We start from the raw sequence: 13,180 nt of genomic DNA, 5'->3' as shown, positions 1-13,180 counted from the left end.
CCGCCGTCACGCCAGTTCCGGCACCTGTGACTCGATAGCGAGGTGCCGTTGGAGATCGGCCACCACGTCGCGGTCCATCCCGCTGGTGACCAGGCAGAACGACAGGCCGGTCGCCGGGTCCGCCCAGGCGGACTGCCCGCCTCCTCCGCCGTGGCCGAACGCGCCGGGCGACACCCGCGAGCCGAACGGCCGCAGCGGCACCTCGATGTCGTGTGACGGGATCCTCAGGGCGGCGCCGTCGTCCGGGTCGGCGATGACGAGACCGATGCTGCGGTTGGCGGGGGCGCCCATCCGGATGGGGTCGGGGAGGGTGGTGCGGATCTCGCCGGTGGCCGTGGCCAGGATGTCCGGCCGCCACAGTCCCGTCGTGTTGTGCAGCAGCTCCTGGTAGAACAGGGCCACACTGGCCGCGTCGGAGAACCCGCCCGCGCCCGGCACGCCCACGGCGCGCAGCTCCGGATCGTTGACGATGGCGAGCACGTCCGCCAGTTCGGCCTCCGCGGCGGCCTCGTCGACCGGCTGCCCGAACAGCGCCTCGAACACGTCGATCGAGCGGGTCCCGGTGGCGGTGACCCGCTTGAGGTCCGCCTGCCGTTCCACCGGCACGCCCAGCTCCAGCCGGTCCAGGCCCAGCGGGTCGAGGACCCGGGCGCGCAGCGCCTGCCGGAAGTCCTGGCCGGTCAACCGGTGGATCACCTCCGTCAGCACCCAGTGGGCCGACATGCCGTGGTAGAAGAACCGGCTGCCCGGCTGCCACTCCAGCCGCCACGACTCCATCTCGGCGGCCCGCTGGTCGCGCGAGGTGATGGCGTCGCGGGAGATGGCCGCGGACGGGAAACCGCAGGTGTGCAGCAGCACCTGCTCCAGGGTGACCACGTCCTTGCCGTACGCGCCGAACTCGGGCCACACCTCGGCCACCCAGGTCTCCAGGCCGATCAGGCCCTCACCGAGCAACTGCCACACCAGCGAGGCCACGATCGGCTTGGTGGCCGAGAACAGGCAGAACCGGTCGCTGTCACGGGCGTCACCGAACGACTCGAACGCCAGGATCTCGCCGTGCCGCGCGACCGCGAACTGCGCGGCCGGCCAGACGCCGTCATCGACCGCTCTCCGCATGTGGTCACGCATGATCGTCAAAGGTCGGCTGCTGGTCATGTCCATTTGGCTCACGTCTCCTGGAAGGGGGCACTGCGAGGGCAGCGCTGGACACGCTCGATGGCGGCGCTGCTACTTATACGTCTCAGTGCTTCTGGGAGAGCAACTTAACCGCTGGTGACCCGGGCCACAAGAGGGTGTTGAAACGTTTTTAGACGAGCCGGGAGCGCGACGCTCGTCAGGGGTTCAGGGAGGCGAGGTCGAGGTTGTGAAAGGCGTTCTCGACGAAGCAGGCCGCGAGGTGCCGGGCGGCGTTCAGGTCGCCACCGCGGTCGATGGTGTGCTCGCAGACCTGGAGTGCGACGCCGACGCAGGCCGCGGCAAGGGTGTCCGCCGTGGAGCCGAGGTCGGGCCCGAACGTCTCCTGGCGGCGCCGGATGAGGCCGGTGAGCTGCTCGGTCACGTCGCCGACGACCTCGCGCCGCAGGGTCGCCGGCAGGTCGCCGGTCTTCTCGCCCCGGAAAAGCAGGTTGAAGCCTTCGGCCCGCTCGGCCGCGAAGCGGAAGAGCGGCTCCATGCCGACCTGGGACAGTTCCGCGAGGGGCAGGCGGGTGCCTCGTTCGTAGGCGTCGGCGACCCATCCCCGGAAGACCTCTGCCTCGCGTCGTACGACACGCAGGTAGATCTGCTCCTTGTTGCCCAGCCGCGCGTACAGAGTCGGCTTGGTCGTCCCGGCGCGCCTGGCGATGTCCGCGACCTGCGCGGCGGCGTATCCCTCGGCGTGGAAGACGGCTCGTGCCGCGTCGAGGAGGTCGTCCTCCTCGAAGCGGCGGCCGCTGAGACCGGCATGCGTGCGTGCGGACACCGGGCAAGTCTACGGACGGCCAAACCTTGACCTCAAGTAAAGGTCGGTCTAGCTTTACTTCGCGTTAACCTCCGTCGCCGCGATCGCGGCACGCCCTCGCACCCCCTGGAGGCATCCATGCGAAGGAACGTAGTCCGTCTCCTCGCTGTCCCCCTTCCTCTGCTGACCGCCGTCAGCCTGCTTGTCGCGCCGGTCCATGCGGCCACGTCCGCCTACGACTCCACCACCCGGTACGTGGCCATGGGGGACTCCTTCTCCTCCGGGCTCGGCGCGCCAGGAGCGTCCCTCGACTGCGGCCGCAGCCCACAGGGATACCCCACGCTGTGGGCCCAGGCCCACGGCATCACCGCGTTCACCGACGTCACCTGCGGCGGCGCGGTGACCGACGACGTGCTGGCCGAGCAGATCTCGGGACTGACGGCCGAGACCGACGTGGTGACCCTCACCATCGGCGGGAACGACGCCGGCTGGGGAGCGCAGGTGCTGACCTGCATGCAGTCCGGCGACGCCGCCTGCACCAACGCGGTCAACCAGGTCGTGGCCGGTCTGCCCGCCGTCGCGGCCAAGGTCGACACGACCTACGCCGCGATCCGCCAGGCGGCCCCGTCCGCGAAGGTCTACGTGCTCGGCTACCCGCTCCTGTTCGAGGAGAGCGCCGGCTGCAGCGCCTGGATCGTCCCCAACCAGTACCAGCGCAAGGAGCTCAACCGGTTCGGCCGGGCGCTCAACCAGAGCCTCGCCCAGAGCGCCGCCAAGGCCGGCTTCCAGTTCGTCGACGCCCAGGCGTTCTTCGCCGGCCACGCCGTCTGCTCCAGCCAGGCGTGGATCCACCCCGTGCTCAACCCCACCCCGCTGCACCCCAACGCCAACGGCTACCGGCTCGGCTACCTGGCCGCGCTCACCTCGGCCACCGGCTGATCCGGCACGCGTGCACGGCGGAGCGCCGGGGGAGCCGGGCTCCGCCGTCTGTCAGTAGGTGGCCCGGCCGCCGCTGATGTCGTAGACGGCGCCGGTGGAGAAGCTGACCTTGTCGGAAGCCAGCCAGGCGATGAGTTCGGCGACCTCCTCCGGCCTGCCGACGCGACGCATGGGAATGAGGCTGGTGATATGGGCCAGAGCCTCGGGGGCGGTGTCGGCGTTCATCGGGGTCTCGATCACGGCGGGGGCGACGGCGTTGACCAGCACGCCGCTGGTGGCCAGTTCCTTGCCGAGAGACTTCGTCAAGGCGATGACGGCGGCCTTGCTGGCGGAGTAGGGAGCCATGTTGGGGTTGCCGTCCTTGCCGGCCATGCTGGCGAGGTTGACGATACGGCCCCAGCCGCGCTCGCGCATGCCGGGGACGAAGGCGCGGCAGGTGTGGAAGGTGCCGTTGACGTTGACACCGAAGGTGCGCTGCCAGCCGTCGAGGGGGATCTCCCAGAGGGGCGCATTGGGGCCGACGATGCCGGCGGAGTTGACGAGGATGTCGACGGGGCCGATCTCGTCGGCGGCGGCCTGGACGGCTGCCGGGTCGGCGACGTCCACGACGAGGTCGGCGCCGTCGGCGACGTCGAGGGTGATGACGTCGACGCCGTCGGCTTCGAGGCGGACGGCGGCGGCCTTGCCCAGGCCGCTGACGCCGCCGGTGATGAGGGCGGTGCGGGACATGAGGGTCCTCTCAGTGGGATTCGCGGGGTACGGCGTCGCCGCTGGAGCCGATGAGGAAGTCGAGGTCCGCGCCGGTGTTGGCCTGCTGGACGGTGTCGACGTAGAGGCGCTGCCAGCCCCGCTCGGGGTGGGCGAACGCCCGGGTCATCTCCGGGGAAGGCTGCCGGGCGGCGAGTTCGTCGGCGGGGAGGTCGATGTCGAGGCGCCGGTTCTCGACGTCGAGGATGATCATGTCGCCGGTGCGGACGAGGCCGAGCGGCCCGCCGGCGGCGGCCTCGGGGGCGACGTGCAGGATGACGGTGCCGTAGGCGGTGCCGCTCATGCGGCCGTCGCAGATGCGGACCATGTCGCGTACGCCCTGGGCCAGCAGCTTGGGCGGCAGCGGCAGGTTGGACACCTCAGGCATGCCGGGATAGCCCTTGGGGCCGCAGCCGCGCAGGATCAGCACCGCGTCGGGCGTGACGTCGAGGTCGTCGAGGCGGGCGTGCAGGTCCTCGACGGAGTCGAACACGACGGCCGGGCCGCGGTGCTGGAGCAGGTGAGGTGAGGCGGCGGCGGGCTTGATGACCGCGCCGTCCGGGGCGAGGTTGCCGTACAGGACGGCGATTCCGGCGTCCTGCTGCAGCGGCTGCCGCCGGGAGCGGATCACCTCGCGGTCGTGCACCTTCGCGTCGCCGAGCGCCTCGACCAGAGGGCGTCCGGTGACGGTGATCGCGGCCGGGTCGAGCAGGTCACGCACCTCGTTCAGGACCGCGTGCAGGCCGCCGGCCCGGTAGAGGTCGTCCATGAGGTGGCGGCCGGCGGGCTGCAGGTCGGCGAGGAGGGGGACGCCGGAGCCGGTGCGGTCGAAGTCGTCCTGGGTCAGGTCGACGCCGAGCCGACCGGCGATGGCGAGCAGGTGGATGACGGCGTTGGTGGAGCCGCCGAGGGCGGCCAGCGCGACGATGGCGTTGAGGAACGAGCCGCGCGTCATGACGTGCGAGGGGCGGCGCCCGTCGGCGATCATCTCGACGACGAGGCGGCCGGTCTCGTGGGCGCCTTCGAGCAGGCGGCTGTCGGGGGCGGGAGTCCCCGCCAGGCCGGGCAGGGTCATGCCGAGCACCTCGGCCAGCAGGCCCATGGTGGAGGCGGTGCCCATCGTGTTGCAGTGACCCTTGCTGCGGATCATCGACGACTCCGAGCGGAGGAAGTCGGCCTGCGACAGTGTCCCGGCGCGTACCTCCTCGCTGAGCCTCCACACGTCGGTGCCGCACCCGAGCGGGACGCCGCGGAAGGTGCCGGTGAGCATCGGCCCGCCGGGCACCACCACGGCGGGCAGATCCACCGAAGAGGCGGCCATGAGCAGCGCGGGGATCGTCTTGTCGCAGCCACCGAGCAGCACCACGCCGTCGATCGGGTTGGCGCGCAGCATCTCCTCGACGGCCATCGCCGCCATGTTGCGCCAGAGCATCGCGGTGGGGCGGACGTTCGTCTCGCCGAGCGACACCACCGGCAGGTTCAGCGGCACGCCGCCCGCCTCCCACACGCCCCGCTTGACGTGCTCGGCGACCTCGTTCAGGTGCATGTTGCAGGGGGTCAGGTCGGAGGCGGTGTTGGCGATCGCGATGTGCGGCCGGCCGTCGAACGCGCCGGACGGCAGCCCGCGCCGCATCCACGCCCGATGGATGTAGGCGTTGCGGTCGCTGCCTGCGTACCACTGAGCGCTGCGGCTCCTCGACATGAAGACAACCACGCTTTCCGGTGACGAGGGCGGGGATCCTTCGGGGAAGGGCTACACATACGTATAAGTGGTGAAGCCGCCTGTGAGGCTAGTCGAACTCCGGCACGGCGGGAAGCCCTACCTAGGACATACTTCTACTTTTCGGAATCAAGGTCTACTATCCGGAAAATGAGCGACTCGGACCGGCATCCCGACGGAATCGGGCTGGAGGAGATGGCACGCTCAGTGACAAGCCCCAAAGCGACCGCGCATCGAGCGTTGGCGGCGCTTCCTGGGGTCCACTGCGTCGCGGTCGCGGCGTTCCTCACCTCTCCCAGCATGCCGAGCGGCGCTATCAGCATCACCGGCCTGGCCTACCGCACCTCGCTGCGGACGCTCATCGACGACCTGCCCGGCATCCGCGCGATCGTCGACGGAGCGAACCCCTCGTGAAGGTCACCACCGTCCCGGCCCCAGCCGAGGCATACGCCCACGAAGGCCGGCGGCCGCGGCCTGCCCGTTCCTTACTGGCCCAAGGAGAACCTCCCTTGCACGTGATGCGCATCGGCGCGCCCGGCGCCGACAAGCCGGCCGTCCGCGTGGACGACACCCACTCCATCGACGTCTCCGACCTCACCCCCGACTCCGACGAGCGGCTCTTCGCCGCAGAAAGGGCCGCGTCGCCGGCCGAGCCGATACTCGGCACTCGACGTCAGCACGTCGCCGGGGCCCTCGCCGGGGCCCGGTAGATGCGCGCCCTCGTGCTGACCGGCCCCGGCAAGGCCGAGGTCCAGGACGTTCCCGCGCCGGTGGCCGCCGCCGGACAGGTCATCGTGGACGTCGAACAGGTCGGCGTGTGCGGCACGGACGTCGAACTGTTCACCGGTGAGATGAGCTACCTGCACACAGGCGCCTCCTCCTACCCGCTCCGGCCAGGTCACGAGTGGGCCGGCGTCGTCTCGTCCACCGGCGAGGGCGTGGACGCGGCCTGGGTCGGGCGGCGGGTGACCGGCGACACGATGATCGGCTGCGGCCGGTGCCGCCGCTGCCTGAGCGGCCGGCATCACGTGTGCCCCGACCGGCACGAGCTCGGCATCCGCGACGGGCTGCCCGGAGCGCTGGCCGAACAGCTCGCCGTCCCGGTCACGTCCTTGCACGCCCTGCCGGACACCATGGATGCCACCCTCGGCGCCCTCGTCGAACCCGGCGGAAACGCCCTGCGCAGCGTCAACGCCGCCGCTCCGGCCCCCGGCGAGCGGCTGCTGATTCTCGGCACCGGCGCCATCGGGATGCTGGCCGCCCTCTTCGCCCGCGCCGCCGGCGCCCGGGTGCACCTCATGGGCCACGACCCCACACAATTGCACCTGGCCGCCTCCTTCGGCGTCGACGGAGTCTGGACCCGTGACACCTTGCCGGCCCTGCCATGGGACGCGGTCATCGACGCCTCCAACTCCCCGGCACTGCCCGCCCTCGCCCTGGACCTGGTCGAACCGGCCGGCCGCGTCGTCTACATCGGCCTGGCCGGAACGCCCAGCACGGTCGACACCCGCGACATCGTGCTGAAAGACGTCACCACGATCGGCATCCTCGGCGCGTCCGCGGGCTTGCCAGGCGCCATCGCCGCCTACGCGGACGGCTCGGTCGATCCGCGCCCCCTGGTCGCAGCGACGATCGCCCTGGAGGACGTGGCCGCCGTGCTGGGCGGACACCTCCCGGACCGCAGAGGGCCAGGCCCGAAGTTCCTGGTGGCTCCGCAACGGGAGCGGCCAGACGTGACGCCGTAGCAGGCTCCCACCACCCGTCCGTGGCGCTTGCGACCAAAACTTGACCGCTGCTCGCAGGCTCGGCGTCGCCGAAGTCGGCAGGTTGTGGCCTCGACGAGGGGGCGGCCGGGGGAGCCGATGAGCAGGATCCGGCGGCTCCCGTAGCAGGGTGCAGACTTCAACGTCGAAGTGCGGCAAGGCCCGATCGAGCCAGCGGGCGCGTTCCTTCGTCATGTCCGCGTCAAGGCGAGGGGAGCGGCATATACCCGGCCTGCAGTCCTAACTTGACATAAGAGATGTTATCGAGCAAATTTCTAGAAGCTGCAACCGGCAACCGTACGAATAGGACGTTGTGCGCTGGCGTTCCTACGTGTCGCCTTCCACCCGCAGCCCAAAGAACCGAGTGCCGGTCCAATGTCTGGCTGCGGCCCGGAAACCCGCTCACGCCAGCGAAGCGGGCCAGGGGCGATGAGACCGTTCTTGTCTTGGATCAGATGCAGCGAGACGACCTGACAAGGGAAAGTACAAAGCTACTTATATCGGACAGAAGGCGAATTCTGTCTGGTGTGACATCAATCCCGTAATGTCGCCAAATGTCCGCTTGTGCAATCAGCGTACGAGAAGGTGCTCCGTACGCCGCGCGCCGGCCGCGCAACGGCATGGCCTGGGCAGGCCAGCCGGCCGATGCTTCGGCATCCCGCCGGAATGCCCCATAGCGGGCACGCCCATGCATCCGGACCTGACTGGTGATTTCCCCGATGCCCGGGGGGCGGCCCCCGGTGGAGACTGGCGGCTGTTCCCCGCCGGCCTCCGAGGAGGAGATCCAGCATGTTCGAACGACTTCGTCACGGCCTCTCGCGGGCCATGGCCATCTTGGGGGCGGCGGTCGTCCTGCTGCCCGCCGCCCCGGCGCGGGCGGAAGCGGCGGCGGTGAGCGTCGCCGAGATCCCGGCCGGCGCGGGCCAGGGCAGGATCGTCGGGGCCACCGTGGTCGACCTCGCCGCCCGCGGGTACGAGGAGCGCGAGTTCCTGATGAGCGGCAGCGCCGACACCTTCCAGAAGACCGGCACCTGGTACACCAACGGCCAGTGGGGTGCCCGCCGCAGCGGCGCCGTCCAGGCGTACACCACTCGGCTGCTGGTCGAGCGGCCGGTCGATCCGGCCAGGTTCAACGGCACCGTGGTCGTGGAGTGGCTGAACGTCAGCTTCGGGGTGGACATCGGTGTGGAGTGGTCGCAGTCGCACGAGTTGTTCACCCGCGCCGGGTACGCCTACGTCGGCGTCACCGCGCAGAAGGTCGGCGCCGACAAGCTCGGGAGCCTCGACCCCGTCCGCTACGGGCAGGTCTCGCTGGCCTCGGACGCGTTGTCGTACTCGATCTTCGCGCAGGCCGCCGAGGCGGTGCGGGCGCACGGGCAGGCGCTGCTGGGGACGGGCGCGCCGGTGAAGGTCCTGGCCGCGGGCCATTCGCAGTCCGCCGGACGCCTGGCCACCTTCGTCAACGCGATCCAGCCGATCATCCCCGCCTATGACGGGTTCCTCATCCACGGACGGGGCGCCGGCGCCGCGCCCATCGGGGACGGGGTCATCGCCCTGCCCCTCACCGCCCGGATCCGCGCCGACACCGCCGTCCCCGTCTTCCAGGTCGAGTCCGAGACCGACGTCAGGACGTTCGCCGACGTCCGCCAGCCCGATGGCGCCCGGATCCGGACGTGGGAGGTCGCCGGTACCGCGCACGCCGACGCGTACGGACTGGCGCAGTACAACGCCCAGAACGCGCGCGACCGCGCCATCAACGACGGGCGTCCCATCTCCTGTGACCGGCCGGTCAACGCCATGACCTGGCGGTACGCGTCCAACGCCGCCTATCACCACCTGGACCGGTGGGTGCGCGGGCTGGGCGCGCCGCCTGCGGGGCCGCAGATCAGCCTGCTGCTCGGCAGCATCCGGCGCGACGGTGACGGCAACGCGCTGGGCGGTGTGCGGCTGCCCGATCTGGACGCGCCGGTGGCCGTCTACGGGCCGACCAACAGCGGCGGCGAGATCACGGGCGCGTGTCTGCTGCTCGGTTCCACCGCCCCGTTGAGCGGTGCCCGGTTGCTCCAGCTCTATCCCACGCGGCAGGACTACGTCACCGCCTTCACCCGGGCCGCCGACCGGGCCCTCGCCGCCGGCCACCTCCTGCCTGCCGACCACGCCGAGGCCGTCGCGCGGGCCCGTGCCACCCCGATCCCCTGACGGCTCCGAGTCGGCGGCCGCTTGCGCAGAAGCTTCGTGCTGCTCCCCCGCGTCGGGCCTGCTCTGGATGATCGGCCTCTGCTCCGTGGACCCGCCCGTGCCTGGTCGCAGGCACGGGCGGGTCCGTGGGTCAGCGGCTGTAACGGGCCACCGTGATCTTGTCGATCACCGGTGCGTACTGGGAGCGCAGGAGCACTCCGGGGAACGTCTGTGACGCGTACGTCGTGCCGTCGAAGTTCGGCAGTTCCTGGCTGGAGAACCGGACGGTGTTGTCTCCCTTCTTCAGGGTCACCGGCACGGTGAGCTCCCAGAAGTTGTTCTCGTGGAAGGTGTGGGGGAACAGCACGCGCTGCGGGGCGGCGCCGTTCACCGTGATGTCGGCGTGCCGGGCCAGCGGGTCGGGGTTGTAGTGGGTGGCGGGTGACTGTTCGGGGTTGGAGTAGCGCACGCGCATGGCGTACGTGCCGGGGGTGTCGGCCCGTACCGTGAAGGTCAGGGTGTTGGCGTTGCCCGGCGTGCCGCCGACTCCGGTGACCGCGGACTTGCCGCTGGCCAGGGTGAGCGGCTTGGCGGCCGCGGTGCCCGCGAGCTGGGCCGACTCCGCCTCGTAGACGGTGGCCGGCAGCGCGTCGGGGGCGGGGCGGACGTCGAGGCGGTCGATGATGGTCGTGGCCGATCGGCCGGTGACCGTGACCTTGTTGACGCCGCCGGACAGCGACACGGTCGCGGTGGAGTCGCCGCGCCGGGCGTCGTCCAGCACCTCCAGGCCGTTGACGGCCAGCTTCGCCTTGCCGGATCCGAACAGCTTGAGGTCCAGGACGGCCGCGGCGTCCTTGGCCGAGTAGACCCAGAACGTCACCGACTGGCCTTTGGAGGCGGTCGCCGCGCCGGAGCCGGAGATTCCGGCGCCCTTGACGTCGTAGGCCGTTCGTGCGCCGTGCAGCTCGGCCAGTTCGGCCTCGTAGCGCGAGGTGGCCGCCGCCGGGTTCGGCAGTGACAGGCGGATGCGGTCGACGATCGCGTCACCCTTGGTGGCCTTGGAGCCGTCGAGGCTGCGCGCGGCGAGCGAGATGACGTGCGTGCCGGCCGTCAGCTGCACGGTGGTGTCGGCGTGGTCCCAGACCACCCACTTGTAGCCGAGGGGCAGGTGCAGTTCCTGCTCCGCTCCCCCGTCCACGCGGACGAAGACGTTGGTCGGTCCCTGCTCGCGCACCTGGTCGTAGGTGTTGAGCGAGTTGGCGAACACGCTCAGGTCGTAGCGGCCGGTCTGCGGCACCTCGACGGTGAAGTCGAGCTTGACGTCCGAGCCGGTACGCAGTCCGCCGACGTCGTAGCGGCCGGAGGTGTAGAACTTCGACACGTCCGACGGTGAGCCTTCGGGCCCGTTGCGGCTGTAGCCGCCGCCGGTGTACTTCGCGTCCTCCGCCTCGTACGACCGCTCCCACAGGTGCGGCGCCGAGGCCGTCTCGGTGCCGGTCCCCGCGGGGGACAGGACGATCTCGTACGCCGACGACTCCTCCAGCGCGGGCAGGTCGAAGACGACGGCTCCGTTCTCGACGGTGATGTCACGTTCGGCGACGATCCCGGGCTGCGGCGAGTCGCCGATCTGCCCGGTCCACGGGATCTCCCTGAGCCAGGCGTGGACCTTGCGGCCGAGGACGTTCGCGGGGACGTTCTCGAAGCGGATGTGGCCGGCGCCGCTCGCGCCGCCGAAGATCGTGCGGGCCTGCTTCTTGGCGGGGTCGAGGGTGGCGAGGCCCTGCAGGCTGTAGTTCTTGCCGGGGTAGGGTGGCGTGACCTGGACGGTGTGGCCGCTCATCTGGCCGTAGGCGTGCAGCAGCCACCATTGGCCGTTGCCCCGGTTGGCCTGGACGGCGGAGTCGGAGAGGTTGCCGTCGATGTTCCAGTACGCGATGTCGGCGTCCACCTTGGACTCCTCGATGGCCGACACCCACTGGATCATCTGGCCGGGCACGGAGGTGTGGTAGTTGAAGGCGTACTCGTTGATGTTGATGGGGAGCTTCTTGCCCGCGTAGGGGGTGCCGGCGAAGACCTCGGCCTCCATCTCGCGGTAGCGCTTGACGCTGGTGCGGACCTGCTCGGGGTGGCTGAGCTCGTGCCAGGTCATCACCTCGGGGACCGTGCCGGCCTCGACCGTGTGCTGCAGGTAGCCCTTGACCTGGGAGTACAGCACGCTGGTGTTGGGCCCGGCGATGCGGGCGTCGGGCATCTTGCCCTTGATGAGCGCGTGGACCTCGTCCCATGCCTTGAAGTAGTGCCGTGGGTCGGTGAGCCAGCTCACCCGGTTGTAGCTCCACTCCCCGGTGCCGAACATGTTGCCTTCGGGCTCGTTGAACGGGACGAACACGATGTTATCGCGATATTTCGCGTCGAGCTGCAGGACCTGGTCCACCTGCTTGGCGATCTTCTGCTTGAACAGGTCGAGCTTCTCCTCCGGCGTGCTGCCCGGCCACTGGTACGGGAAGCCGCGATGGATGTCGGTCATGTAGATGTACACGTCGCCGTCGGTGCTGTCGGCCAGCGGCTTGACCACCTCAAGGGCGTCCGCCCCCGGATGCTGCGGGCCGTCCTGGGCCTTGGTCGAGACCGTGCGCAGCTTCATGCCCTCGATGAGGTTGTTCGTCGGCACCCCGGGCCCGTACAGGCCGTAGAGCGTGCCGGACGCGCCGCCGTGGAAGGCGCCGGTGTCCTTGGCCAGGTCGATGACGAGCTGGCCCTCGCGGATCACCGTGACCTGGGCGGTGACCGGGCGGCCGCCTGCCGTGCCCGCGACGGTGAACGTCCCGGCGGTGGCGTACTTCGCCGGGTCCACGGCCGGCCAGGTGATGGGCAGGTCGCGGTCGTAGCCGTCGGAGAAGGTGGCGCGGACGGCGGGCGGAAGGGCGGGCGCGGTGCCGACGGACGTCCGCACGTCGAAGGCGTTCTGACTGAGGCCGGCGGGCGTCGGCGGTGTGCCGCCCGCCACCTCGGCGACTTGCTCGGGCGTGAGCGCCGCGGCGTAGACGCGGAAGTCGTCGATCGCGCCGTCGAACAGCGGGTCGGCGTAGAACGAGCGCCCGATGAACCCGGCGGAGGTCGTCGAGGCGTCGATCAGCTGCTTGGCGGTGATCGTCGTGGGGGCGGAGGCGACGGCGGCCCCGTCGAGGTAGGTCGTGATCCGGCCGGCCGCCGTGTCGAGGGTGACGGTCAGCGTCTTCCAGGCGTTCGCGGGAAGCGGGGCGTAGCCGGTGACCTGCGCCTCCGCGCCGCCGCCCGACGTGGTGACCGCCGTGCGCAGTTTCCCGTCGCCGTTGTACGGGGTGCTGAACAGGTACCGGGTGTTGTCCTTGCCCAGCGCGTAGATCCACTGCCAGGGGGACGTGGTGCCGTCCCACTTGACCCGCGCGGACACGGTCAGGTCGGTCCTGTCCTTGATCGCGGCCAGCGGCAGCCTGACGTAGGCGCCGCCGGAGGTCGGGGCGCCGCCGGGCAGGCTCAGTGCGTGCCCGCCCGCCGCGCCGTCCACCAGCGCCGCGGTGGCCGCGTTGACCAGCTCGCCGTGCAGGCCGTTGCCGAAGGAGTCGGTGATGGAGGCGGTGGTGACGTCGTCGGTGTCGAACTCGTAGACGAGCACGGGGGCCGGAGCAGCGGCGGCGGCCGCGATCCCCGTGGTCAGCGAAAGGGTGAGTGCCGCGGGAAGGAGTCCTGCGCACAAGGCTCTGGTGATGCTCGGGAATGCCATTGCGATGTCCCTGAGATGTGAGCGCTAACAAGGCGGTGGGAGCAGAGCAGCGACGCAACCGAGGGTTTCGCGTAGGTTACGTAGCTCCGCTCCGCCCGTCAATGGGGTGATCCTCCGGTGTTTCCGACAAA

Annotated in this window: 10 protein-coding genes; 5 read left to right on the top strand and 5 right to left on the bottom strand. The window is 70.5% G+C overall.

What is annotated here, in order from left to right; genetic code table 11:
* Nucleotides 1-6 precede the first annotated feature (6 nt).
* Both SMD20_RS44920 and SMD20_RS44915 read right to left on the bottom strand, forming a co-directional pair.
* Nucleotides 7-1,128: a serine hydrolase domain-containing protein gene (locus tag SMD20_RS44920; RefSeq protein WP_329593501.1), complete on the bottom strand. Its 1,122-nt coding sequence runs from the start codon at nt 1,126-1,128 to the stop codon at nt 7-9.
* 205 nt (nt 1,129-1,333) lie between these two features.
* A complete protein-coding gene (locus SMD20_RS44915) occupies nt 1,334-1,960 on the bottom strand; it encodes a TetR/AcrR family transcriptional regulator (RefSeq protein ID WP_329593499.1) in 627 nt (208 codons plus the stop codon).
* Nucleotides 1,961-2,077: 117 nt separating this feature from the next.
* Between SMD20_RS44915 and SMD20_RS44910 the strand changes: the two genes are divergently transcribed.
* Nucleotides 2,078-2,878 carry an SGNH/GDSL hydrolase family protein gene (locus SMD20_RS44910; protein WP_329593497.1) on the top strand — a complete coding sequence of 267 codons (801 nt, stop codon included), beginning with the start codon at nt 2,078-2,080 and terminating at the stop codon, nt 2,876-2,878.
* Between the two features lie 51 nt (nt 2,879-2,929).
* Here the strand turns inward: SMD20_RS44910 and SMD20_RS44905 are convergent, their stop codons facing one another.
* Nucleotides 2,930-3,607 (bottom strand): SDR family NAD(P)-dependent oxidoreductase, encoded by a 678-nt coding sequence (locus SMD20_RS44905; protein ID WP_329593496.1) that lies wholly within the window; start codon nt 3,605-3,607, stop codon nt 2,930-2,932.
* Nucleotides 3,608-3,617: 10 nt separating this feature from the next.
* Nucleotides 3,618-5,327: an IlvD/Edd family dehydratase gene (locus SMD20_RS44900; protein WP_329593495.1), complete on the bottom strand. Its 1,710-nt coding sequence runs from the start codon at nt 5,325-5,327 to the stop codon at nt 3,618-3,620.
* Between the two features lie 168 nt (nt 5,328-5,495).
* Here SMD20_RS44900 and SMD20_RS44895 point away from each other — a divergent pair, with 168 nt between their 5' ends.
* The 4 genes from SMD20_RS44895 (at nt 5,496) to SMD20_RS44880 (ending at nt 9,307) form a co-directional block, all read left to right on the top strand.
* Nucleotides 5,496-5,759, top strand: a complete 264-nt coding sequence (locus tag SMD20_RS44895; RefSeq protein ID WP_329593493.1) for a hypothetical protein — start codon at nt 5,496-5,498, stop codon at nt 5,757-5,759.
* Between the two features lie 95 nt (nt 5,760-5,854).
* A complete protein-coding gene (locus tag SMD20_RS44890; protein WP_329593491.1) occupies nt 5,855-6,055 on the top strand; it encodes a hypothetical protein in 201 nt (66 codons plus the stop codon).
* On the top strand, nt 6,056-7,090 hold the full coding sequence (locus SMD20_RS44885; protein ID WP_329593490.1) for a zinc-dependent alcohol dehydrogenase: 1,035 nt from the start codon (nt 6,056-6,058) through the stop codon (nt 7,088-7,090).
* Between the two features lie 807 nt (nt 7,091-7,897).
* A complete protein-coding gene (locus SMD20_RS44880; protein ID WP_329593488.1) occupies nt 7,898-9,307 on the top strand; it encodes an alpha/beta hydrolase domain-containing protein in 1,410 nt (469 codons plus the stop codon).
* Nucleotides 9,308-9,437: 130 nt separating this feature from the next.
* Here the strand turns inward: SMD20_RS44880 and SMD20_RS44875 are convergent, their stop codons facing one another.
* Nucleotides 9,438-13,049: a LamG-like jellyroll fold domain-containing protein gene (locus tag SMD20_RS44875; protein WP_329593486.1), complete on the bottom strand. Its 3,612-nt coding sequence runs from the start codon at nt 13,047-13,049 to the stop codon at nt 9,438-9,440.
* Between the last annotated feature and the right edge of the window lie 131 nt (nt 13,050-13,180).

It is taken from the genome of Nonomuraea sp. LP-02, from assembly GCF_036289125.1.
GTDB classification, from domain to species: Bacteria; Actinomycetota; Actinomycetes; order Streptosporangiales; family Streptosporangiaceae; genus Nonomuraea; species Nonomuraea bangladeshensis.
Note: the sequence above shows the minus strand (reverse complement) of the source record. Positions and strands in the feature narration are given on the sequence as shown.

What these genes read in the sequence shown, in the direction of transcription:
- SMD20_RS44905 (WP_329593496.1), bottom strand. Translation starts at nt 3,607, where the DNA reads ATGTCCCGCACCGCCCTCATCACCGGCGGCGTCAGCGGCCTGGGCAAG.
- SMD20_RS44895 (WP_329593493.1), top strand. Translation starts at nt 5,496, where the DNA reads ATGAGCGACTCGGACCGGCATCCCGACGGAATCGGGCTGGAGGAGATG.
- SMD20_RS44875 (WP_329593486.1), bottom strand. Translation starts at nt 13,049, where the DNA reads ATGGCATTCCCGAGCATCACCAGAGCCTTGTGCGCAGGACTCCTTCCC.
- SMD20_RS44885 (WP_329593490.1), top strand. Translation starts at nt 6,056, where the DNA reads ATGCGCGCCCTCGTGCTGACCGGCCCCGGCAAGGCCGAGGTCCAGGAC.
- SMD20_RS44880 (WP_329593488.1), top strand. Translation starts at nt 7,898, where the DNA reads ATGTTCGAACGACTTCGTCACGGCCTCTCGCGGGCCATGGCCATCTTG.
- SMD20_RS44910 (WP_329593497.1), top strand. Translation starts at nt 2,078, where the DNA reads ATGCGAAGGAACGTAGTCCGTCTCCTCGCTGTCCCCCTTCCTCTGCTG.
- SMD20_RS44920 (WP_329593501.1), bottom strand. Translation starts at nt 1,128, where the DNA reads ATGCGTGACCACATGCGGAGAGCGGTCGATGACGGCGTCTGGCCGGCC.
- SMD20_RS44900 (WP_329593495.1), bottom strand. Translation starts at nt 5,327, where the DNA reads ATGTCGAGGAGCCGCAGCGCTCAGTGGTACGCAGGCAGCGACCGCAAC.